This is a genomic window from Bacillus sp. FSL M7-0003, from assembly GCF_038628485.1.
Classification (GTDB): domain Bacteria; phylum Bacillota; class Bacilli; order Bacillales; family Bacillaceae; genus Bacillus; species Bacillus safensis.
The window spans coordinates 1,289,131-1,311,889 of sequence record NZ_CP152024.1; the positions used below are offsets into that span (position 1 = coordinate 1,289,131).

Here is a 22,759-nt window from a genome sequence, read left to right on the forward strand (position 1 = left end):
GTGTATTATACCGTCTATCACGCACCTATCGGGGAATTATACATACTAGAAAAGGATGGTGCCATCATCGAGGTGATGTTTGATGATGAACCGTTTTTAGCAAAAAAGCAGGCAGCGAATCTAAAGCAAGCAGATACGCCTGTCTTACAAGAAGCGAAAAAACAGCTAGATGAATATTTCAAGGGTGAGCGTCAAATATTCGATCTCCCGCTTAACCAAACAGGTTCTCCGTTCCAAGAGCAGGTGTGGGGAGCATTGTCGGCCATACCATATGGTGAATCAAAAAGCTATGCAGACATTGCAGAAGCGATTGGCAATCCAAAGGCTGTAAGAGCCATCGGACAAGCTAACAGACGAAATGCATTACCTATTTTTATCCCATGTCACAGGGTGATTGGAAAAGACCGATCTTTGACGGGCTATGCAGGATCGAAGACAGACATGAAAGCGGTCCTCCTTGAATTAGAAGGCATCCCATTTGTTCAAAAATAAATCGATTGACCTGTTCCAAATGTTTGTCAAGCGACATATCCTTTTATTAAGCTAAAAAAGTTGGTTGAGGGAAAAAGGAGGGCGCTGGCATGTTTTGGGGCAAAAAAGGCAAAATGTATGCCGTTACATCACTATGTGTCAAAATGAACGTTTTGACGGAAGAACAAAAAAAAGAAATCTTAACAAAAACGAATCAAGAAACAAAAAAGCGCGGTGCTCTTAAATGACAAGAACACGGCGCTTTTTTGCGATTATTGAGAGATGCTTTCGGCGAAAAGAGCATCAATCTCTTCTGCATAGTTCGATGTGATAATTCCCTTTTCTGTAATGATGCCTGAAATAAGATGATGAGGAGTGACATCAAAGGCGGGATTGAATACCTGAACATCAGGCGGTGCAATGGGGACGCCGTTTAATTCCTTTACTTCCAGCGGGTCGCGCTCTTCAATTGGAATATCTGACCCGTCGCGGGTGGATACATCAAAGGTTGAAAGCGGTGCTGCTACAAAAAACGGAATGTTAAAATGCTTGGCTAGAACGGCAAGACCTAACGTTCCAATCTTATTCGCTGTATCTCCATTACGGGCGATACGGTCAGCACCAACAATGACAGCAGAAATTTGCTTTTCCTTCATCGTATGGGCTGCCATGTTATCTGTAATGAGCGTCACATCCACGCCGCCTTGCATAAGCTCCCATGTTGTCAGACGAGCACCTTGAAGAACAGGGCGTGTTTCACATGCATAAATGTGAAGATCAAGATTTTTCTTTTTGGCTAAATAAAAGGGAGCAAGGGCTGTTCCGTACCGGCTCGTTGCGATGGAGCCTGCATTACAAATGGTCATGATACGGTCACCTGATTTAAAGAGCTGAAGAGCATTTTGACCGATTTGTCTGCATGTTTCTTCATCTTCAATTTGAATTTGAATGGCTTCATGGACAAGGTCTGTTTTGGCTGCATTCACTGATGCTGCACGCTGAATCCGCTGCAGCAGCCGGTCTAATGCCCAGGCGAGGTTCACAGCGGTTGGACGAGCACTGTTTAAATATTCTTTGATTCGAATGACTTCTTGTTTAAAAACATCCATTTCTTCTGTCTCAATGGCTTGCGCACTAAGCGCCAGCCCAAAAGCTGCTGTAATGCCAATCGCAGGCGCTCCGCGTACTTTTAATGACACAATCGCATCATACACATCTTCTTTCGTATATAAATGCTCAAATACGGTTTCGGCCGGTAATTTTTGCTGATTTAAAATGTGAATACGGTTTTCTTCCCATTCGACAGAACGGGGGACTTCAAATTCTTTTGACAAAACCCGTCACTCCTTTACAGATGGCTGGAATAATGCGACGAGATCAGACGCTGTTTCCACTGTATGATATTGTTTGATAAATGTTTTTCCAAGTGTCAGTGCTGTTTTTTTCTGCTGAATCCGTCTAGTTGGTGATGGAATCGCATCAAGATCAGCGGCATGAGCAAGACCGATTGTTCGGCGGACAAGCTCACAGCCGGCAAAGCCTGTCGCTTCTTTTAAAATCCGGTCAAAGGTTGTTTCTAAAAAGCTGTCCGATACACTAAACGCTTCAATGCTGTCCTCTTTCCAAGCTTTTGTGAACACTTCTTTGAATGTTGCCCATACATTGACGACATGGTCAAAAAGGTGCTGCTGCTCGTGTTCATTCTCGCGAGATAAAGCATTCAGGAACAGATTGGCGATAAAGTGGCCGATATCGAATCCAAAGGGACCGTAAAACGCGAATTCTGGATCAATGATTTTCGTTTCAGTCTCATTTGCAAAAATACTGCCTGTATGAAGATCTCCATGAACCAATGTTTCAGCTGATGTCAGGAAGATACGCTTCAATTCCGCTGCTTTGGCTTGCAGCTCAAGATCTTTCCAAAGCGCTTCTGCTGATTCTCTTAATTCTTCTTCGAAGTCATTTGTTTCACTATCAAAGAAAGGGTCTGTGAAGACGAGTTTTTCTGTAATATCACACAGGTCAGGGTTCGTAAACTGCTTCACAAATTGTTTTTTGATTTTAGGATTTGTAGCAAAGTCAGATGTGTAAAAAAGTGTTTTTCCTAAAAATTCTCCAACATGATCAGATAAATGCGGATATTGTTTTCCGGCAATTAGCCCTTTTCTGACGATTTCTAAGTGAGAGAGATCCTCCATGGCTGTCACTGCAAGAGCTGTATCTGAATAATAGACTGCTGGTACGAGATGCGGCGCATATTCTGACTGCTTGATCAGGGCGGCACTTTCAATTCTTGCCCGGTCTAATGTAAGCGGCCAGCTCTCCCCAACCACCTTTGCATAAGGCAGCGCCTGCTTGATGATCAATCCTTTTTCTTGTTTGTGATCATAAATATGAAAGACGTAATTTAAATTCCCGTCACCAATTTCAGTACATGTCAAATGGCTGCTTTCTTGGATCAAACCAAGTCTAATTGCGAGTGCAACTGCCGAGCTTTCTGTTAGTTCTTCATATGATGCCGTAAGTGTAACCAATTGCTTCCCCTCCAAATCATATAAAAAAGCCTCTTTCTCCTGAGAGAAAGAGGCTTGATGGTGTGTATGCTCAAAGCCTCTCTTATCTCTCAGCACATACGTCTGATGGAATTAGCACCGTGCCCTATAAGACAATTGTCTTGGCGCGTTACTTGCTGCGCCCCACTTCACAGTGGTATTAACGGTCGGTTGCTGTTGGGGTCAAAAGGCCAAATCCCTCGCCCAACTCTCGATAAGAGAAATCAATATGTAATTGTTTCGTGTCTGTTTGCATTTCTTAATTCAAGATATTATCAGAGCGTTGCTTTACATGTCAATCTTTTTTCAAAATTGCTTTACAATTCATAAAACAATCCATTACAGTGATTGTATTGTCACGTAACTTGAATAGAAGGTGAAGAAATGGAATTCCAGCAATCAGATGTGTTGAAACAATTACCGAAACAATTTTTTGCGTCCCTTGTCCAAAAGGTGCAGAAAAAAGTGCAGGAAGGGGCAGATATCATTAATTTGGGGCAGGGAAATCCTGATCAGCCAACTCCTCCGCACATTGTAAAAGCCATGCAGAAAGCGGTAGCAAAACCTGAAAATCATCAATACTCCTCATTCCGTGGAACAGCGAAATTAAAAAAGGCTGCTGCCGCTTTTTATGAAAGAGAATATGGCGTCACACTTGATCCAAAGACGGAAATTGCGATTTTATTTGGCGGGAAAGCAGGGCTTGTTGAGCTGCCGCAATGCCTGCTGAATCCGGGTGATACGCTTCTTGTCCCTGATCCTGGCTATCCTGATTATTGGTCAGGCGCTGTGCTTGCTGGAGCGCATATGGTAACCATGCCACTTCTTGAAAAAAATGATTTTTTACCTGACTACGATTTGCTGCCTGAGGATGATAAGAAAAAGGCAAAATTAATGTACTTAAATTACCCCAACAATCCGACGGGGGCTACGGCAAGCCGTTCATTTTTTGAAGAAACCGTTACATTTGCGAAAGATCACAAGCTATGTGTTGTCCATGATTTTGCATATGGCGGCATTGGATTTGATGGAGAAAAGCCGCTCAGCTTTCTGCAAATAGAGGGAGCGAAAGAGACGGGAATAGAAATTTACACATTGTCTAAAACGTACAATATGGCAGGGTGGAGAGTAGGATTTGCAGCTGGAAATTCATCTGTTATTGAAGCCATTGAGCTTTATCAGGATCATCTGTTTGTCTCCCTGTTTAAAGCCACTCAAGACGCAGCAGCGGAAGCCCTATTAAGCGATCAAACGTGCGTACAGGTGCAAAATGATCGATATGAGAAAAGGCGGAATGTATGGATTGCTGCCTGCAAAGAAATTGGCTGGGAAGTCAGTGCACCAAAGGGATCATTTTTTGCTTGGTTAAAGGTGCCGGAAGGATATACATCTGAAGCCTTTTCTGACTTATTATTAGAGAAGGCACATGTTGTGGTTGCGCCAGGTAATGGCTTTGGTGATCACGGTGAAGGGTACGTGAGAGCAGGGCTTCTAACAAGTGAGGAGCGGTTACAAGAAGCTGCTCAGCGCATCGCTGCTTTGAATCTGTTTGAAAAAAAGCCATTGACAACATAAAAAAATGGTGCGATAATTCAGGCAATATTTAAGAAAATTGAATATTCTTATCAAGAGTAGGCAGAGGGACTAGCCCAATGAAGCCCGGCAACCGACTTCCATGAAGCACGGTGCTAATTCTTGCAGCAAGCGCTGAGAGATAAGATTCGGACGAATGACACGAAACAACCTCTTTAAGGCGCTCAAGAAGCACTTGAAGAGGTTTTTTTATTGAACATATGCATGACGCAATCGAAAGGGGATTCCTAGTGAGTGAATTACTGGCAACATACGTATTAACACATCGAGAGGATGAACAAATAAATCGAAAAGCAGAGCAGATCGCGCTTGGTTTAACAGTTGGATCATGGACGGATTTGCCGCAGCTCAAAAAGGAGCAGCTTCAAAAGCATAAAGGCCGAGTTGAAAAAGTATTAGAAAAGGCTGCTCCAGCCGAAAATGGTCTTTATCAATCAGAGGTGACGATTGCTTATCCTGAGACAAACTTTTCAGCTGATTTACCAGCTGTTTTCACGACGATTTTTGGAAAGCTTTCACTAGACGGAAAAGTGAAGCTAGTCGATATCCAATTTTCTGAAGAATTTAAAAAAAGCCTGCCAGGACCTGTATTTGGAATTGATGGCATTCGAAAAAAGGTAAATGTGTTTGATCGTCCATTATTGATGAGTATTTTTAAAGGCGTTATCGGCCGTGATATGCAGGATTTAAAAGAGCAGCTCCGTTTACAGGCATTAGGCGGGGTTGACTTCATCAAAGACGATGAAATTTTATTTGAAAGTCCATTAGCTCCTTTTGAAGAGCGAATCAAAGAAGGAAAAGCGATTTTAAAAGAAACCTATGAAGAGACAGGACACCGCACGCTGTATGCTGTCAATTTAACGGGCAGAACCTTTGACCTGAAGGATCGGGCGAGAAAGGCCGCTGAACTTGGGGCAGATGCGCTCTTATTCAATGTCTTTGCTTACGGCCTGGATGTCATGCAAAGCCTAGCTGAGGACCCAGACATTCCACTGCCGATTATGGCGCATCCCGCTGTGAGTGGTGCTTTGACATCCTCTCCTGAATATGGATTCTCGCATTCTCTTCTTTTAGGCAAATTAAATCGATATGCTGGCGCTGATTTGAGCCTTTTCCCCTCACCTTATGGGTCGGTTGCACTTCCGAAAAAAGATGCCCTTGGAATCTATGAAGCTTGCGTAAAAGAGGATACGGTTCAAAAAACATTCCCTGTCCCGTCAGCAGGCATTCATCCAGGAATGGTTCCAGTATTAATCAAAGATTTTGGAATTGATCATGTGATAAATGCAGGTGGAGGCATTCACGGACATCCGCGGGGAGCCATCGGCGGAGGGAAGGCATTTCGTTCGATCATTGATGCCGTGATTCATGAAGAGTCCATCCAAGATAAGGCGGCTTCCTGCCAAGACTTAAAAGCGGCACTTGATCTTTGGGGAAGGGTAGCAGAATAATGAAAAAACCAATTGTATGTTGTGATTTTGATGGAACAATTACAAAAAATGATAATATCATCCGCATCATGAAACAGTTTGCACCAAGTGAATGGACGAAGCTGAAGGATGGTGTCCTGTCAAAAGAAATCACCATTCAAGAAGGCGTCGGGCAAATGTTTCAATTACTGACAAGTGATCAAAAGGATGCCATTCAATCATTTATTTTAGAGGATACAGAGATTCGAGAAGGATTTAAGCAATTTGTGGATGAGGTAAAAAAAGCAGATATTCCTTTCTATGTACTGAGCGGGGGGATGGACTTTTTTGTCTACCCTATCCTCGAAGGCATTGTCGATCGAGACGATATTTATTGCAACCATGCATCATTTGGGGAAGACCATATTCAGATTGAATGGCCGCATGCCTGTGATACGCAATGTCAAAATGGCTGCGGATGCTGCAAGCCCTCAATCATTCGAAAGCTGACTCGTGAGGATGACTTCATCATCATGATCGGAGATTCAGTGACTGATGTGGAGGCGGCGAAGCATGCGGATCTTACGTTTGCACGAGACTACTTGCTCAATGAATGTCAAGAGCTCGGGCTCGTACATAAGGAGTATGAAACATTTATTGATCTACACGCGCAATTTGTTCAAATAAAGGAAGTGAAGGAATGGCAGACGCAAAGAGCAAACGCTGGCAGGAGCTAGCAGACGTTAAACGTGAACTGGCCCAAAGAGATTGGTTTTTCGGAACAAGCGGTAATTTATCGATCAAGGTGTCGGATGATCCAATCACGTTTTTGGTGACAGCAAGCGGCAAAGATAAACGAAAAGAAACAAACGAAGATTTTGTGCTAGTAAATGCAGCAGGCCAGCCCCATCATCCGAACGAACCGCTTAGACCATCAGCTGAAACACTGCTTCACACTTACGTGTATGAACGGACGAAAGCAGGCTGCTGCCTCCATGTCCATACAATCGATAATAATGTGATGTCAGAGCTATATGGGGATAAGGGAGAGATTCGTTTTAAAGGCAACGAAATCATCAAAGCGCTTGGTTATTGGGAAGAGGATGCAGAAGTGTCGATTCCGATTATTGAAAATCCAGCTCATATTCCGCAGCTTGCAGAGCAATTTGCCAAACATCTGACACTAGAGGCGTCATCTGGTGCTGTACTCATTCGCAATCATGGCATCACGGTCTGGGGAAAAACAGCCTTTGAAGCAAAACGAGTATTAGAAGCATATGAATTTTTATTTAGCTATCACTTAAAATTAGCGCTTTATCAACAGCAGCTTGTAAGATAAAAAGGAGGAAAAACATATGGCGACGATTTTGATTCATAACGAAGAGAACACATTACTTGAGAACGAACAAGAGGTAGCATCATATTTAGAAAACCAAGGGGTCATTTATGAGCATTGGGATATTGAAAAGCTGCCAAACCGTTTATCAGAAAAGTATGATTTAACCGATGAGGAAAAGGAAGAGATTTTGACTGTTTTCCAAAAGGAAATCCAAAGTATTTCTGAAAAAAGAGGGTACAAAGCGCAGGATGTCATTTCATTGTCTGATGCCACTCCAAATCTTGATGAGCTGCTCCAAAACTTTAAACGTGAGCATCACCATACAGATGATGAAGTACGCTTTATTGTGAGCGGGCACGGAATCTTTGCTATTCAAGGCAAGGATGGCGTCTTTTTTGATGTGAGATTGAATCCAGGTGATTTAATTTCTGTGCCGCCAAACATTCGTCATTACTTTACACTTCAAGAGGATCGCAAAGTGGTCGCAGTTCGCATATTTGTCACAACTGAGGGCTGGGTGCCGATTTACGAGGAAGAAACGGTTTAATGATAGAGCTGATCATTCCGCATGAGGCGGAAGATCAGCTTTTTTTTAGGAAATTAGACATAAAATGAGAAAGAAAATAGTTGATTTTGATCTTCTGCATAGGATAAAATTCTGTTTAATCAATGTGTCAGTCCTGTCCAAATTTGAAGTTTACCCCCAAATTTGATTGGGTAAAAGGTCTTTAGGCTGTAAAAAATTAAATAAAATAAGCATATTTAATTTAATTTACAAATAAAGTATAATTTTGGTGTCGGATCATTTTGAGCATAGACAGTCGAATTCATTGCGGGAGCTGAGATCATGAATATTTATGTAAGGAAAGAACAATTGCTGATGTCCATTGATGAGAAGAGAAAACAAATGGTAGAAGCTGCTCAAGTGGAAGGGTACACTGGTGAGAAGACAATTAAATATAGTCAAGAACTGGACAACCTGATGAATGAGTATCAGCATCTTCTTTTTCATGAGAAACAATCTGCCCCCTCCTTTCATGATCTTGTGTCTCAAATGAGTCTTTTATCTGTGAACCGCCCCTCTTATTGACATGAAAAACCGGTCTTGCATAAGCAAAACCGGCTGACATCTTCAGTTATGCTGAGTGAGCAGAAGGAAGCATGATCATGACAGTCGTTCCTTTATTCACTTCGCTATGAATATCAATTGTTCCGCCATACATCGAAATGATTCGTTTACACACGACAAGCCCAAGACCTGTGCCTTTTTCCTTCGACGTAATAAAGGGGAGGAAGATGTGCTTTAACATCTCTTCTGGTATGCCTTCACCTGTATCCTCTACTTTAATGATGACATGTTCTTTTTCAGCTTCGATCACAATCTTCAAATGACCGCCGTTTGGCATCGCTTCTAAAGAGTTCTTTGCTACATTTAAAACGACTTGTTTAATATGATCCTTTGTGCAATACACGCCCACATCTTGAATCGTATTGATTTGCAAATCCACTTCCACATTATAAAGGTTTGCCTCAGAGAAAACGATCGGCATGATTTCACTTACAATTTCTTTTACAGAGTTGTTCTGCCATTTTTCTGCCGTTGGTTTTCCTAGTACAAGAAATTCACTGACGATTTGGTTGATCCGTTTAATTTCTTCCTCGATGACAGAAAAATAGAGCTGATCTTCTTCTGAATGATACTTCTTTTGCAATAGCTGGATAAATCCGCTAATCCCTGTTAATGGGTTGCGAATTTCGTGTGCTGTACTTGCTGCGAGTGTTCCGATCAATTCAAGCTTTTGCGCTTCATTTTCATGACGCTCCTGCTGAGTTTGCCGCCTTAACACGATATATTGGACGAGTGTGAATAAAATATTTAATAAAATAAACGCACTGGATAAAGGGATGAGCATCACAGACAGCACTTCACTAGTTGAAGCACGCTGCGGAAAAACCTCCAGCTTCCAGCTGTTTTCATCTAAATATGTAGACACGGTGCTGCCGCCCTCGGGTACTGGCTGTGGACCGCTTGTGAACACAACATGTCCATTTTGATTCAGCATCTTAAAATGAAGATCAGGGTTCAATACATTCATAATATTTCTTAAATAATCAATTTGAATGGCGGCAATCAGTACATTGGTGACCTCTTCGTTTTCATCGAGAACAGGCACACAAATGGAGAGAATCCGCTGTTTTGTAATTCGGCTCACATAGTTGTCTGTGATCACGGTCTGCTTGGTCACTTGAATGCGTTTAAAGTAATCTCTGAATGATAGGTTGATTTTTTCCTTTAACGGGGTGGTGCTTGCTGTTACATTTCCTTTTTTGTCTAGGAGATACAGACCTGAAAAACGAGGTTCTTGTTTATAGATTTTCTCTAGGATGTTTTGTACTTTTTTCGTCTCAAGCGGCTGGTCAAATCCCATGGCAAGGGAAGTTAATCTCGCTTCTGTCTCACTTATTAAATAATTCATTTGGTTTTTGTGAATATTTAACATAAGTGTAGCGGTTTGTTTGTTCTTTAAATCGATTTTTTCAGTTTCTTTTTCGTAGATAAAATAACTAATGATTAGGGTTGGAAGCATGACCAAAATAAGGTAAAGCCTGATCTTCTTCCAAAACCCTTTCAGTATACTCATCATTCATCGCTCCAACGTATTACCTAATAGACTTATTATAGCATTGAACCTATCTTTATTACGATGACTTGTGTGATTTTTAAAAAATTAGGTGATTCGTTCTGGTCTCATTTTCGTGCTAAAGATGGATCAAAATGTTGACATTTTACTTATTGTTTATTAATGTCACATTAGTAGGTTGCATTTCATAAAGGATGATAAAAAATGGAAAATCATAATGTTGAAAAATCATTGAAACTATTTATTGTATTATCACGTGCCTATCGCTCAATTAATCATCACATGAACAAACATATTGTGAAGCACGGGCTGAATCCAACTGAATTTGCTGTGCTAGAATTGCTATATCATAAAGGTGATCAGCCGCTTCAGCAAATCGGTGATAAGATTTTACTTGCAAGCGGCAGCATCACGTATGTGGTCGATAAATTGGAGAAGAAAGAACTTCTCAGTCGCAAGGCTTGTGCAGAAGACCGCAGAGTGACATTTGCGCATATTACCAAGCAGGGACGAGCTTTGCTTGATGACATCTTCCCAGATCATGCGAAAGAAATTCATGAGATGATCAGTGTCCTGAGCGAAGAAGAGAAAGATGTCTGCATTGATATGCTCAAACATGTAGGGCTGCGTGCAAAGCATTTATATGATCATCAAGACTAAATAAAAAGGAAGCCGCCGGCTTCCTTTTCAGCGTGCAGGCAATCCCTCGCATTTGGCGTTAGTCCTGCGTGCCGGTGCTCGTTCCTAGACTGCAAAGGTATTCTATCACGCTGAAAAGAAGACAAAGGGCTAAAATAGAGATCATTTTAGCCCTTTGTCAACAATCTGTAAAGAAGCCCCTGGCTTCTTTTTTTATTTCGCTTTTTTCTCAATCGGTAAAATGAGTACTTCTACACGCCGGTTTTTACTTCTGCCTTCTGCTGTATCGTTTGAGGCAATCGGTTTGAATTCGCCGTATCCTTTTGTACTAAAGTTCTCTTGGTTTAGATTGCTGTTTTCAAGAAGAATATTTAAAAAGTTCACAGCGCGAATGGCGCTTAAATACCAGTTTGATTCAAATTCTGAATTTCTGATCGGTACATTATCTGTATGTCCGCTAATGACAATGTCACGTGCGGGATTAATGACGAGCAGTTTTGAGATTTCTTTTGCTAACGGGACATCTTGAGGGCGAATAACTGCCCGCCCAGAATCAAAGAAGATACTGTCTTCAATCGTAATGAGAAGTCCTTCATCCGTAAGCTTTGTTTCGAGCTTGGCACCAAGTTTTTTATTTGCAATGAATGAATCGACCTGCTTTTTGACCTTTGTGAGAACCGCTTGGTCCCTAGCCTTTGCTTTGGCTTCTTCATCTTTCTCTTCCTCGGCTGCTTTCTTGACCTGGTTGCTGTTTTCAGTTTCTTCCGTGCTTTGCATGCTGGATTGATCCATAACACCGGTACCGCCAGTAAAAACTACATTAAAAGACTTAGCCATCTGTTCATATTTTGCCGCATCAATTGAACTAGATGCAAAAAGCACAATGAAGAGGGCGAGAAGAAGCGTCAGAAGATCGGCATAAGGGATAAGCCAAGATTCATCTACATGGTCTTCATGATCATGGTTTTTACGTTTCCTAGCCATTTTGATTTTCTCCTTCTTCAATGACAAGATTTGCACGCTCTTTTGCTGGTAAGTACATAAGAAGTTTTTGTTCAATGACTTTTGGAGACTGACCTTCAAGAACAGACAGAATACCTTCGATCATAATTAGACGAAGCTTTACTTCTTCCTTTGATTTACGCTTCAGCTTGTTGGCAAATGGATGCCATAATACATACCCAGTAAAAATCCCAAGCAGTGTGGCGACGAAGGCAGCACTGATTGCATGTCCAAGTGCCTCAATATCTCCCATGTTGGCAAGTGCGGCAATAAGTCCGACAACGGCGCCAAGTACCCCTAGCGTCGGAGCGTATGTACCAGCTTGTGTAAAGATTAATGCACCTGACTGGTGTCGTTCAGACATGGCGTCAACTTCTTCTGTTAAGACGTCTCGAATAAATTCAGCACTTTGGCCGTCAACTGCCATGCTTAACCCGTTCTTTAGAAAATCATCATCGACTTCCTCAAGACTTGCTTCTAATGCCAAAAGACCTTCACGACGCGCAATTTGTGCCCAGTTTGAAAATAGAGGGATCATTTCTTGAATCGTTGGAAGCTGGCTGTCTTTGAAAATTTTTCCGAACAATTTTGGTGTTTTCTTAATTTCACTAGAAGGGAATGCGATGACAACAGCTGCAACCGTTCCAACAATAATGATTAATATAGCCGCCGGGTTGAGAAGAGCAGTTAGACTCACACCTTTCAAAACCATACCGACACCCAGTGCAATAAATGCTAAAATAATACCAATTAACGATGTTTTGTCCATTATCTCACCAAATCCTTTAACTATCTTTTTCTATAGTTAATATCGGTGTGTTCTAGAATGGTTTTAGTAAGAATATAAAATTAAGACAGTTTCTGTGAAGAATTTTTGACGAAAGCGCTTTCTAAATATGTAAAAGAAGAAACTCCCTCTCATATAAAGGGAGTCTCCATTTAATCGTTTTGAGCTGGTTCATCTAAATGAAGCAGTTCTTTTAATTTTTCTTCATATATGATTTTGATAAGATCGTAGCTCCAATTCATCATGTGATCCACCTCTTTTTCTTTTATCGTAAAGGAAAAGAGGCGGGGGAGCGTCGGCGTTCAGATGGAACTTAGACGCCGCAACATGATGGAGGTGCATATCATCCTGAAGATGTAGTTATCCTTTTTTTACGACGATTTCGTCATGTTCAACATCCACAGTAAATCCAGAAAGCTGCTCCTCTTCAAGCAGGATTTCCGTCATTTGGTCTTCAACGTGCTCTTGGATGGTTCTTCGAAGTGGACGAGCACCAAATGCAGGATGATATCCAAGCTCTGCGATCTTTTCTTTTGCTTCATTTGTGACATGAACTGTTAAATTCTGCTCTTTTAATTGCTCTGACAGCTCATTGAGCAGAAGATCAACAATCTTCACTAAGTCCTCTCTGTCTAGTGAATCAAATTGAATGATGCTGTCAAAACGGTTCAAAAATTCTGGTTTGAAGTAGCTGCTCAGTGAATCAATGAGTGATTGTTCCTCAAACGCTTCTTCCTGATCAGATTGGAAGCCCACTTTGACTGTTTTATCTGCGGTGCCTGCGTTACTTGTCATGATAATGACTGTATCTTTAAAGCTGACCGTTCTGCCTTGGCTGTCTGTTAAGCGGCCGTCTTCCATGATTTGCAGGAACATGTGCTGTACATCTGGGTGTGCTTTTTCGATTTCATCCAGCAAAATGATGCTGTATGGTTTTCTGCGCACTTTTTCAGTCAGCTGGCCGGCTTCATCATGTCCAACGTAACCAGGAGGAGAACCGATGAGTTTGGACACAGAGTGTTTTTCCATGTACTCACTCATATCTAAACGAATGATCGCATCTCTTGAACCGAATAATTCTTCAGCTAACGTTTTAGACAATTCGGTTTTCCCGACACCTGTTGGTCCAACGAAAAGGAAGGAGCCTGTTGGTCTATGTTTCGATTTTAATCCAGCTCTGCTTCTTTTCACGGCTTTGGCCACTTTATCAACCGCATGCTCCTGCCCAATCACTCGTGCTTTTAGACGGACGTCAATTTCTTTCATTTTGGTTTGTTCGTCTGCTTGGAGTTTCCCGACAGGAATGCCTGTTTTTTGTTCCACAATGGCCTGAATGTCCTCTGCTGTAACGATATGCTCTTTTTCAGTTGTTTTGTTTTGAAGTCTTGCTTCAATGGCTTCTTCTTCATCGCGAAGCTTCGCTGCTTTTTCATATTGTTCTTCTTTTAGCGCAGCTTGTTTTTCCGCGGCAATTTCCGCTAATCGATTTGTCAGCTCATCTTCACTTGCTGCATCAATGGAAAGGTTCGCTTTTGAACCAGCTTCATCCATTAAATCAATGGCTTTATCTGGTAAATGACGGTCTTGAATATACCGCGAAGATAATTGAACACAAGCTTTGATTGCTTCATCTGAATAGGTGACACCATGATAGGCCTCGTATTTATCTTGAATGCCTTTTAAGATGTCGATCGCTTCATCTTGTGTTGGCTCATCTACGATGACGGGCTGGAAGCGCCGTTCGAGTGCAGCATCTTTTTCAATTTGGCGATATTCTTTTAATGTCGTCGCACCTACTAGCTGCAGTTCACCTCTTGCAAGGGCTGGTTTTAAAATGTTTCCAGCATCCATTGATCCTTCTGCAGATCCTGCGCCCACAAGAAGATGGATTTCATCTACAAATAAGATGATATTTTTACGGCTTTGCAGTTCTTTGATTAACTGCTTCATTCTTTCCTCAAATTGACCGCGTACACCTGTGTTTGCGACAAGTGAGGAGACATCTAATAAATAGATTTGTTTGTTCTTTAATTTATTTGGCACATCGCCGCTCGCAATTTTGAGCGCGAGTCCTTCTGCGATCGCTGTTTTCCCAACACCTGGTTCACCAATAAGAACAGGGTTATTTTTATTTCTTCTATTTAAAATCTCAATGACTCTTGCGACTTCTTCATCACGGCCAATGACTGGATCAATTAAACCAGCATTTGCTCCATCTGTTAAGTTACGGCCAAGCTCATCGAGTAAGCCTTTTTGCTTTGGCTGCTCCATGTTTGGGGCATGACCTGCTGCCTGAGAGAAGAATGAACTTCCTCCAAAGAGCTGAGGTCCCATTTTCATTTTTGACTGCTCCATCAAAGAGGTATAGCAGTCTTCACATAAAACCATTTGGCTTCGGGACGAATTTACTTGCATATTCAGGCGAATAGTTGCTTCATTTACTTGACAATGTTGACAACGCATTTGCCATGACCTCCTTAAAATAAAGTTTGACTTTATTTGACCAATGAATGTTAAAGAAAATGGTCTATTGTTTGACCATCTTTGACTATAGTATACTCTGACCTATTTTGACTTTCAACTGTTTTGCTCAAAGGGGAATAAAAATCCTTTTTTGCATTTAATCATGGTTTGTCCTTCTTTTCAAGGAACTTGTCTCATAGGATAAAAAAGGAACAATCGAAAGTGATGGGTGCGGAGGGGTCACATGAAACGTTCAAATGAATCCGCTTTTCAGCTTGCCTTTGTATATGTAGGAACAGTGGTTGGAGCTGGGTTTGCGACAGGAAAAGAAATCGTAGAATTTTTTGTTCGTTTTGGCTGGATTGGACTATTAGGAATCCTGATTAGCGGTGTTATTTTTACTGGTCTTGGTGCAAAAATGATGCTGATTTCGAAACGAATCGAAGCAGAATCTTATCAAGATATGAATCGTTTTTTATTTGGCACAGCTGCGAGTCGTTATATTAATATTGTCATGTTTTTTATTTTACTTGGTGTCACCTCAGTGATGATTTCAGGCGCAGGGGCTATTTTTGAAGAACAACTTGGTATATCGAAGGAATATGGGATCTTTTTGACGATCATTCTGAGCGTCATTGTACTCTTTAAAGGATCAAAAGGGTTATTTGGCGTCAACGTGCTTGTCGTTCCAATGCTGATTTTCTTTTCAATGATCGTGTTTCTTGATTCATTTGTGTTTAGCAGCAGTGAAAGTTATGTTCTTGCGCTGCAAATGGGTGAGGGCGAGTGGATATTATCAGCAGTGTCATATGGTGCCTTTAATTTAGCACTGTCACAGGCAGTGTTAGTACCCGTCGCAAATGAAATGACCTCTGAAGCAGTCATTAAAAAGGGAGCGGTGCTTGGGGGTGTCATGCTGACACTCATTTTGCTTGCTTGCTTCTTATCTCTTTCTTCATTAGATATGCTGGAGGCGTTTGATATTCCAATGGCCCAGGTGGTGTATCAAGTTGCAAACTCGATTCATCTCATTTATTTATTTGTCATCTTCGGTGAAGTTTTTACATCCGTCATAGGCAATTTATACGGGCTGGAGAGACAAGTGAGGGCATATATCCGAATGAACAGCATCTTTACGATATCCCTTATTCTCATATGCTGCTATGTGATTAGTAAAATTGGTTACGGTACACTGATTTCAACGGTTTATCCGGTTTTTGGCTATGTCAGCATCTTTTTTATCCTCTTTCTTTGTCTAAAAAAAGTGCCTGCACCGCTAGATAAGTAAAGAAAGGATAGCCTGCAAGAAAAATATGTGGTACACTATCCTCTGTGAAAATTGAACAAAAATCCGTGAAGACGGGAGAGGTTCTAGCAAAACCCTCTATAAAAAACTAAGGACTTGCCGTATCCTTGGATGTGGCATTTTTTATTTTTTATGGCTGGGACACCTCATACACATGTAAAGGTGTCTTTTCTTTTGAGAAAAATAGGGGTTTTCAGGAGCCTTTCAGATGCAGTGTTGTACGGTTGTACCATCTGCAAAAGGAGGAGAACAGAAAATGAAAAATGAAAAAGCAGTCGTTGTCTTTAGCGGGGGACAGGACAGTACGACCTGTTTATTATGGGCACTTCAACAATTTGAAGAGGTAGAAACAGTGACCTTTCATTATAATCAGCGTCATCAAGAAGAAATTGATGTCGCCAAAAGAATCGCTGACAAATTAGGTGTGAAGAATCATCTATTAGATATGTCACTTTTAAATCAACTGGCACCTAATGCTTTAACAAGAGATGACATTGACATTGAGGAAAAAGAAGGGGAGCTTCCTTCCACATTTGTACCAGGAAGAAACTTAGTGTTCTTATCCTTCGCCTCTATATTAGCGTATCAAATTGGAGCAAGACATATTATCACAGGTGTTTGTGAGACAGACTTTAGCGGCTATCCAGATTGCCGTGACGAGTTTGTGAAATCTTGCAACGTCACAGTGAATTTAGCAATGGAAAAACCATTTGTGATTCATACACCACTGATGTGGCTGAATAAAGCAGAAACATGGAAGCTGGCAGACGAGCTTAATGCGCTGGATTTTGTGAAAAATGAAACGCTCACTTGCTATAACGGCATCATCTCTGATGGCTGCGGGGAATGTCCTGCGTGTAAGCTGCGGAAAAATGGCTATGACACTTATATGGAAATGAAGGAGGCAAAATAAATGCTTTCTCAAATCTATCCACAAACCGATCATCCATTTTCATTTGAATTAAATAAAGACATGCATGTATCTGCTGCCCATTTTATCCCGCGGGAAGATGCGGGCGCATGCAGCCGTGTTCATGGTCATACGTACACCATCAATATCACGATTGCGGGAGACGAGCTAGATGAATCGGGTTTCCTTGTCAATTTCAGTACATTGAAGAAGCTCATTCATGGGCAGTATGATCACACGCTGCTCAATGATCATGAGGAATTCTCATCAAACGATCGATACGCGATGCCAACCACTGAGGTGGTGGCAAAGACCGTACATGACAAAGTCGCAGCGTATTTATCGACTTTAGCGAACAAGCCGACATGTGTTCAGGTCTTTGTCAGAGAGACACCAACAAGCTATTGCATTTACCGTCCGAAACGAGTTGAGATCAATGGCTAAAGCGATTCCCGTATTAGAAATCTTTGGTCCAACCATTCAAGGAGAAGGAATGGTCATTGGACAAAAAACCATGTTTGTCAGAACGGCTGGCTGTGACTACTCGTGCAGCTGGTGCGATTCCTCTTTTACATGGGATGGCTCAGCGAAGCATGACATTCAGTGGCTTGAGGCAGAAGACATTGTCAAAGAATTAAAAAGAATAGGCGGACAGGCTTTTTCTCATGTCACCATTTCAGGGGGAAACCCGGCGCTTTTAAAACAAATGGAATCCCTTATTGATTTGCTGCATGAAGAAGGAATTGATACAGCGCTTGAAACACAAGGAACGATGTATCAGGAATGGTTTTTGAAAATTGATGATTTAACCATTTCTCCTAAGCCACCAAGCTCGAATATGAAAACAGATTTTACGAAACTAACACGTATTATAGATGAGCTGAAAAGCGGGAATAGATTGCAGCATGCTAGCTTGAAAGTCGTGATTTTTGACGATCGTGATCTGGCGTATGCGAAGGATGTTCATGCGAAATATCCTGAGCTTCCTTTTTATTTGCAGGTAGGAAATGATGACACAACGACAGGTGATGATGCGTACTTATTAACGCATTTATTAAAGAAATATGAAGCGCTTGTCGATCAAGTCGCGCAAGATCCAGACTTAAACCGCGTAAGAGTGCTGCCGCAGCTGCACACGTTATTGTGGGGAAATAAACGAGGCGTATAGAAAGGAAGAGATGACATGACGACAAGAAAACCAGAAGAATTAGAAGGTGTCACGTTACTAGGAAACCAAGGAACCAATTATTTGTTTGATTATGCACCACAAGTGCTTGAAACGTTTCCGAATAAACATACAAATAGAGATTACTTTGTGAAATTCAATTGCCCAGAATTTACATCACTTTGTCCACAAACAGGTCAGCCAGATTTTGCGACAGTTTATATCAGCTATATCCCAAATGAAATCATGGTCGAAAGTAAATCGTTAAAATTATATTTGTTCAGCTTCCGTAACCATGGTGACTTCCATGAGGACTGTATGAACATTATTATGAACGACCTGATTGAATTGATGGACCCAAGGTATATTGAAGTTTGGGGCAAATTTACGCCAAGAGGCGGTATTTCCATTGACCCGTATACGAACTACGGGAAACCTGGGACGAAATATGAGGAAATGGCAGAATACCGTATGATGAACCATGATATGTATCCGGAGACGATTGATAATCGGTAATTATTCCGCTGTGTGAAACGAATTGGTGTCACATTAAAGTAGAAAAAGTACACCTGAAAATACTCATGGGAATTGTATGAAAAAGTGTGACCTGAGGTGCAACCTGAACTGTGGCTTTTATGCAGTGAACAATTGATAGTACAGAGGCAGATGAAGGCGTACAATTTGTACGTCTTTTCTTTTTTATCCGAAAGAAAAAATGCCTATTATGAGATCATAGGCATTATTGTTTGGTTAAGTTTCTGAACCTTCTCTTTAACATTTGAAACAGCTCATTTTTGAATTTCATCAAAGCTCTCCTGAATATAGTCCATGACACTTCTGATTAGAACTTCACTTTAAAAGTTGACAATCTCATTTATTTCATGACTGTTCCTCATCTGTTAGGTGAGGCTATTGAAGTTGTTTAGCATTTACTTCAGCAGCTACATTTATCCTAACTTTAGTTGTTCTGGTTGTACAATTTCATATTCACCTTCTGCATACTCTTGCTCCGCATAATGGCTCCCCCATTGACAGAGCTCCTGCAAGATAGGTTTAAGAGATTTTCCAAGTTCAGTGGATGAATATTCAACCTTCGGCGGTACTTGATTATACATCTTTCTTGTCACAAGTCCACTGGCTTCAAGCTCTCTAAGAGTTTGAATCAGCATTTTCTGAGTTATATTTGGGATAATGCGCTTTAATTCACTCGTTCTCTTTGGTCCATTCATTAAAAAGTATAATACAAGTCCTTTCCATTTTCCGCCAATCACTTCCTTTGTCACTTCAAACCCACAGCTAAATTTTTTCATGTCTAAAGCTCTCCATTCCACATTTGTTACTTTTTAGTTACTATATCACAAAAAAGTGGGTACTTCCGATAATGTGCTTACTGAAGGATACTATTACTTGTAAGTTGTTCTTCAAGTACTTAAAGGTACTAGACATAAAATAATATGAATTCTAAAGGAGTGTTAAGTATGAGGAAATTTGAAGGTAAAATAGCGCTTGTAACGGGTGGAACAAGTGGGATTGGTCTTGCTACAGCAAAAAAATTTGTAAACGAAGGTGCATATGTTTATATCACGGGACGTAGACAAAACGAACTTGATAAAGCTGTTAACCAAATTGGCAAGAACGTAACCGGTGTTCAAGGTGATATTTCTAAGCTTGAAGACTTAGACAAACTATATGACATGATAAAGCAGGAAAAAGGTAAGTTGGACATCCTTTTTGCTAATGCAGGCATCGGCAACTTCCTTCCATTAGGTGAAATTACTGAAGAGCAGGTTGATAGAACGTTCGACATTAACGTGAAAGGAACCATTTTTACTGTTCAAAAAGCGCTATCACTATTCCCGGACAAAGTAGGTTCTATTATTGTAACGGGCTCTACTGCTGGATCAATTGGCAACCCAGCATTTAGTGTATATGGAGCATCTAAAGCAGCATTAAGAGCACTAGTTCGCAACTGGATTCTTGACCTAAAAGGTACTGAAATTCGTGTAAATGTGGTAAGTCCAGGAGTGATTCTTACACCTGCATACGATGAGCTTTTTGGTGATGCACTTGAAGGAGCGATGGAAAATGCCAGAAATACTGTTCCAGTTGGAAAAGTTGGGACACCTGAAGAAGTAGCAAACGCTGTATCTTTCCTTGCATCAGACGAAAGCAGTTACTTGACGGGTGTTGAATTGTTCGTAGATGGCGGGCTAGCACAGGTATAATGTCACTGCGAAGGGATTACAAATCGTCCTTAATGGGGATTTCCTTGAGTCGTATAAAAAAGTCGTTTTCCTTATGTCCTGAGTAACCATAAATGCTGCAAACTAAGTTTGATGATGGATATGTAAAATGAGAAAGAAGGAAAAGACATGCCGGATGCATGTCTTTTTTTGCGAATCAACCATAAAAAAAGAGAAGAGTCATGTCACTCTTCTCATACGAATGGGAATAGAACTTGCTAGGACGGCTGGGGGCTACCAGCTCGTAAACATATTATACATGACAGAACGTATGTTTGTAAAGAGGGATGATGCTTTTTTGCTTATCTCATTTGATGTAAGATAAAATAGAGGCAATGAATGAGAAACGGAGGCGTTTGAGTTGGCAAACAAAGAAGAGCGGGCAGAGCAGCTGCTAATGGAACTAAAGGAAGAGCTTCAAATGCTTGAACATCAAAACAAAGAACGGTATAAATGGAGTGCCTCCACATTGCTTGGAGTGATTGCCCTCTTGATTGATAAAGGAGTGATCACACCCGAGGAAGTCGAGATGTACAAGACGAAGGCGGAAATGCAAACCTTTCATACGCAAAAAGACTGACCCCTCTTTAAGTGGTATCAGTCTTTTTCATATGTGATTGTTCAAATAGAGCAAAGTTGTCAAACGAGCCAAATTTGCTTTATATATACGTATGTACCGATCGTCTGAATTGAGGATTGCAAATTAATGTACGGAGTCTTTGATGATTTTATAGTTTTTATGATTAACGACTGTTAGTGAATCCAGTTCTAAATCTCTATAGTTGTCCATAATAGTGACATCCACAATGACAGAGTTTTCATTCACTTTTTCAACTACACCTGTTAAACCATTTCTAAATTCGATCACATTTCCAATTTTTGCAATCTTCAACCGATCCCTCTCCTTTAAAAACAGATTTCATTCCCTATTAAAAAGTATTTTGCAATATTTTCATACCAATGTAAAGGATAAAGACGTTTTTGTTTTGTTTTCGTTGTATGCTCTTCTAACGAATGGTATATTTAATAATTGATCATGGCTGAAAAGGAGCGGTTTTTTTGACTGAAGAACAAATCCTCACCATCCTCGAATCTTTACGGAATGGGACAGAAAAACAGGTGACCATCCAAAAAGATGACTTTTTAACGTTTCGTTCTGTTTTGGTGAATCAAGATGATTTTAAACATTTTCGCGGGATTGCCAAACATGGTGGAGATGTTATTTTTGAATATCTTACAGAAGCAAGAAGCTAAAGCTTTTTCTCATTGATGAGAGAAAGCTTTTTTATTTTCGTTCTTTTGTCACACTTCAAACCACTCTGATACATATGAAAAGAAAATGTAATAACCCATAATCAGGAGCATAAGGATGATGATAGGTGAAAAAGGGACCTTTTTAAGCGCTAACAATTCCATTTTATGTGCGCTCAACTAGGACATGCCATTTAATGACGGAATTTGGACAGGCATGTAAATCTTTGTGCGTGAAAATAGAATGAGCTCTTGTTAGAGTGGACAAGTATCTTACAGCCTACTTTTGATTAAAGGAGGAAAAAGGCGAATGATTAAAATTCATACAGCTCTTTTTGTCATCCTTATGCTCGTTGCAGCAATGAAGATGGACAATATACAAGAGCAGCAAGGCACATTAAGTCACGAACTTTCACAAGCACCTGTTAAACATCAGCTTTCATATATAGATCAAGACCACGATCAAGTCATCCCAGCATTTTCTGAAGAAAAGCGTCAGCCAAAAGTGAAATTGCTAAGTACGTCAACAGAAGAAAAGTCTTCAAAACCGAAGCAAAAGAAAAAAGTAAAATCTGAAACGACGAATAAGGCAAGCGGCAAACAGTATTCTAATGAAGAAATGGATTTGCTTTCTCGATTGGTACATGCTGAAGCGAAAGGTGAATCTTACGAAGGGAAAAAAGCGGTGGCAAGCGTTGTTTTAAACAGGGTGGAGCATCGTTCTTTTCCTGACAGCGTTAAAGGTGTGATTTATCAGCGAAATGCCTTCCAGCCAGTATCAAATGGAAGCATTCATGATAAGGCAGATCAAGATTCCATTAAAGCGGTGAAGCAGGTAGTAAAAGAGCATGACAGAACAACAAAGGCTATCTATTTTTATAATCCAAAAACGGCAACAGATCATTGGATTCGTTCCCGCAAAATTGTAGAACGCATCGGACGTCACGTGTTTGCCGTATAAAGAAAAAGAGCGATCAATGAGATTGC

General features: G+C 40.8%; 26 protein-coding genes and 3 riboswitches. Of the genes, 18 read left to right on the plus strand and 8 right to left on the minus strand.

Annotation, left to right across the window (positions count from 1 at the left end; translation table 11 throughout):
• On the plus strand, positions 1 to 492 hold the full coding sequence (locus tag MHI23_RS06530; RefSeq protein WP_024426828.1) for a methylated-DNA--[protein]-cysteine S-methyltransferase: 492 nt from the start codon (positions 1 to 3) through the stop codon (positions 490 to 492).
• Positions 493 to 581: 89 nt separating this feature from the next.
• Positions 582 to 719 carry a hypothetical protein gene (locus MHI23_RS06535; RefSeq protein WP_162860203.1) on the plus strand — a complete coding sequence of 46 codons (138 nt, stop codon included), beginning with the start codon at positions 582 to 584 and terminating at the stop codon, positions 717 to 719.
• A gap of 24 nt (positions 720 to 743) precedes the next feature.
• Here MHI23_RS06535 and mtnA read toward each other — a convergent pair whose 3' ends face one another.
• Together mtnA and mtnK are read right to left on the minus strand one after the other, a co-directional pair.
• A complete protein-coding gene (mtnA, locus tag MHI23_RS06540; RefSeq protein WP_024426829.1) occupies positions 744 to 1,805 on the minus strand; it encodes an S-methyl-5-thioribose-1-phosphate isomerase in 1,062 nt (353 codons plus the stop codon).
• Between the two features lie 6 nt (positions 1,806 to 1,811).
• A complete protein-coding gene (gene mtnK, locus MHI23_RS06545) occupies positions 1,812 to 3,005 on the minus strand; it encodes an S-methyl-5-thioribose kinase (protein ID WP_024426830.1) in 1,194 nt (397 codons plus the stop codon).
• Between the two features lie 79 nt (positions 3,006 to 3,084).
• Positions 3,085 to 3,244: riboswitch (SAM riboswitch) on the minus strand.
• 163 nt (positions 3,245 to 3,407) lie between these two features.
• On the opposite strand from mtnK, the gene MHI23_RS06550 reads away from it, so the two are divergent.
• The 6 genes from MHI23_RS06550 (at position 3,408) to MHI23_RS06575 (ending at position 8,454) form a co-directional block, all read left to right on the plus strand.
• Positions 3,408 to 4,598 carry a pyridoxal phosphate-dependent aminotransferase gene (locus MHI23_RS06550; RefSeq protein WP_169510677.1) on the plus strand — a complete coding sequence of 397 codons (1,191 nt, stop codon included), beginning with the start codon at positions 3,408 to 3,410 and terminating at the stop codon, positions 4,596 to 4,598.
• A 44-nt stretch (positions 4,599 to 4,642) separates the two neighbouring features.
• Positions 4,643 to 4,744: riboswitch (SAM riboswitch) on the plus strand.
• A 102-nt stretch (positions 4,745 to 4,846) separates the two neighbouring features.
• Positions 4,847 to 6,067, plus strand: a complete 1,221-nt coding sequence (gene mtnW / locus MHI23_RS06555) for a 2,3-diketo-5-methylthiopentyl-1-phosphate enolase (RefSeq protein WP_125586311.1) — start codon at positions 4,847 to 4,849, stop codon at positions 6,065 to 6,067.
• A complete protein-coding gene (locus MHI23_RS06560; RefSeq protein ID WP_125586309.1) occupies positions 6,067 to 6,762 on the plus strand; it encodes a 2-hydroxy-3-keto-5-methylthiopentenyl-1-phosphate phosphatase in 696 nt (231 codons plus the stop codon). Before mtnW ends, MHI23_RS06560 begins: the two co-directional genes overlap by 1 nt.
• A complete protein-coding gene (locus MHI23_RS06565) occupies positions 6,726 to 7,364 on the plus strand; it encodes a methylthioribulose 1-phosphate dehydratase (RefSeq protein ID WP_024424675.1) in 639 nt (212 codons plus the stop codon). The genes MHI23_RS06560 and MHI23_RS06565 overlap by 37 nt, the downstream gene beginning before the upstream one ends.
• 16 nt (positions 7,365 to 7,380) lie before the next feature.
• Positions 7,381 to 7,911 (plus strand): cupin domain-containing protein, encoded by a 531-nt coding sequence (locus tag MHI23_RS06570; protein WP_024426834.1) that lies wholly within the window; start codon positions 7,381 to 7,383, stop codon positions 7,909 to 7,911.
• A gap of 300 nt (positions 7,912 to 8,211) precedes the next feature.
• Entirely contained in the window at positions 8,212 to 8,454 is a 243-nt protein-coding gene (locus MHI23_RS06575; protein WP_024424676.1) for an aspartyl-phosphate phosphatase Spo0E family protein, read from the plus strand.
• A gap of 46 nt (positions 8,455 to 8,500) precedes the next feature.
• Here the strand turns inward: MHI23_RS06575 and MHI23_RS06580 are convergent, their stop codons facing one another.
• Entirely contained in the window at positions 8,501 to 10,006 is a 1,506-nt protein-coding gene (locus tag MHI23_RS06580; RefSeq protein ID WP_024424677.1) for an ATP-binding protein, read from the minus strand.
• Between the two features lie 204 nt (positions 10,007 to 10,210).
• Here MHI23_RS06580 and MHI23_RS06585 point away from each other — a divergent pair, with 204 nt between their 5' ends.
• Positions 10,211 to 10,666 (plus strand): MarR family transcriptional regulator, encoded by a 456-nt coding sequence (locus tag MHI23_RS06585; RefSeq protein ID WP_024424678.1) that lies wholly within the window; start codon positions 10,211 to 10,213, stop codon positions 10,664 to 10,666.
• A 192-nt stretch (positions 10,667 to 10,858) separates the two neighbouring features.
• Here the strand turns inward: MHI23_RS06585 and motB are convergent, their stop codons facing one another.
• The 3 genes from motB to MHI23_RS06600 form a co-directional block, all read right to left on the minus strand.
• On the minus strand, positions 10,859 to 11,629 hold the full coding sequence (motB, locus tag MHI23_RS06590; RefSeq protein WP_024424679.1) for a flagellar motor protein MotB: 771 nt from the start codon (positions 11,627 to 11,629) through the stop codon (positions 10,859 to 10,861).
• Complete coding sequence (motA, locus tag MHI23_RS06595) at positions 11,622 to 12,416, minus strand: flagellar motor stator protein MotA (RefSeq protein ID WP_024424680.1); 795 nt, start codon at positions 12,414 to 12,416, stop codon at positions 11,622 to 11,624. Before motA ends, motB begins: the two co-directional genes overlap by 8 nt.
• A gap of 378 nt (positions 12,417 to 12,794) precedes the next feature.
• Positions 12,795 to 14,897, minus strand: coding sequence for an ATP-dependent Clp protease ATP-binding subunit (locus tag MHI23_RS06600; protein WP_024426836.1), 2,103 nt, complete (start codon positions 14,895 to 14,897; stop codon positions 12,795 to 12,797).
• A gap of 244 nt (positions 14,898 to 15,141) precedes the next feature.
• On the opposite strand from MHI23_RS06600, the gene MHI23_RS06605 reads away from it, so the two are divergent.
• The 5 genes from MHI23_RS06605 (at position 15,142) to queF (ending at position 18,794) form a co-directional block, all read left to right on the plus strand.
• Positions 15,142 to 16,185, plus strand: a complete 1,044-nt coding sequence (locus MHI23_RS06605; protein WP_098677356.1) for a hypothetical protein — start codon at positions 15,142 to 15,144, stop codon at positions 16,183 to 16,185.
• 71 nt (positions 16,186 to 16,256) lie between these two features.
• Positions 16,257 to 16,301: riboswitch (PreQ1 riboswitch) on the plus strand.
• Between the two features lie 158 nt (positions 16,302 to 16,459).
• Positions 16,460 to 17,116, plus strand: coding sequence for a 7-cyano-7-deazaguanine synthase QueC (gene queC, locus MHI23_RS06610; protein ID WP_024424683.1), 657 nt, complete (start codon positions 16,460 to 16,462; stop codon positions 17,114 to 17,116).
• Positions 17,117 to 17,557: a 6-carboxytetrahydropterin synthase QueD gene (gene queD / locus MHI23_RS06615; protein WP_024424684.1), complete on the plus strand. Its 441-nt coding sequence runs from the start codon at positions 17,117 to 17,119 to the stop codon at positions 17,555 to 17,557.
• Positions 17,550 to 18,281: a 7-carboxy-7-deazaguanine synthase QueE gene (queE, locus tag MHI23_RS06620; protein WP_056766298.1), complete on the plus strand. Its 732-nt coding sequence runs from the start codon at positions 17,550 to 17,552 to the stop codon at positions 18,279 to 18,281. Before queD ends, queE begins: the two co-directional genes overlap by 8 nt.
• A 15-nt stretch (positions 18,282 to 18,296) precedes the next feature.
• Positions 18,297 to 18,794, plus strand: coding sequence for a preQ(1) synthase (gene queF / locus MHI23_RS06625; RefSeq protein ID WP_024426839.1), 498 nt, complete (start codon positions 18,297 to 18,299; stop codon positions 18,792 to 18,794).
• Between the two features lie 431 nt (positions 18,795 to 19,225).
• Here queF and MHI23_RS06630 read toward each other — a convergent pair whose 3' ends face one another.
• Positions 19,226 to 19,588 (minus strand): winged helix-turn-helix transcriptional regulator, encoded by a 363-nt coding sequence (locus MHI23_RS06630; protein WP_034667321.1) that lies wholly within the window; start codon positions 19,586 to 19,588, stop codon positions 19,226 to 19,228.
• Positions 19,589 to 19,756: 168 nt separating this feature from the next.
• Between MHI23_RS06630 and MHI23_RS06635 the strand changes: the two genes are divergently transcribed.
• Together MHI23_RS06635 and MHI23_RS06640 are read left to right on the plus strand one after the other, a co-directional pair.
• Positions 19,757 to 20,503 (plus strand): glucose 1-dehydrogenase, encoded by a 747-nt coding sequence (locus tag MHI23_RS06635; protein WP_171464184.1) that lies wholly within the window; start codon positions 19,757 to 19,759, stop codon positions 20,501 to 20,503.
• 379 nt (positions 20,504 to 20,882) lie between these two features.
• Positions 20,883 to 21,101 carry a hypothetical protein gene (locus MHI23_RS06640; RefSeq protein WP_024424687.1) on the plus strand — a complete coding sequence of 73 codons (219 nt, stop codon included), beginning with the start codon at positions 20,883 to 20,885 and terminating at the stop codon, positions 21,099 to 21,101.
• Positions 21,102 to 21,224: 123 nt separating this feature from the next.
• Here the strand turns inward: MHI23_RS06640 and MHI23_RS06645 are convergent, their stop codons facing one another.
• On the minus strand, positions 21,225 to 21,413 hold the full coding sequence (locus MHI23_RS06645; RefSeq protein WP_003211747.1) for a DUF2187 family protein: 189 nt from the start codon (positions 21,411 to 21,413) through the stop codon (positions 21,225 to 21,227).
• Positions 21,414 to 21,580: 167 nt separating this feature from the next.
• On the opposite strand from MHI23_RS06645, the gene MHI23_RS06650 reads away from it, so the two are divergent.
• Together MHI23_RS06650 and MHI23_RS06655 are read left to right on the plus strand one after the other, a co-directional pair.
• The gene (locus tag MHI23_RS06650; protein ID WP_024424688.1) at positions 21,581 to 21,775 is read left to right on the plus strand and encodes a hypothetical protein; all 195 of its coding nucleotides are present in this window, start codon (positions 21,581 to 21,583) and stop codon (positions 21,773 to 21,775) included.
• 307 nt (positions 21,776 to 22,082) lie between these two features.
• Positions 22,083 to 22,733, plus strand: coding sequence for a cell wall hydrolase (locus tag MHI23_RS06655; RefSeq protein WP_024424689.1), 651 nt, complete (start codon positions 22,083 to 22,085; stop codon positions 22,731 to 22,733).
• Positions 22,734 to 22,759 lie beyond the last annotated feature (26 nt).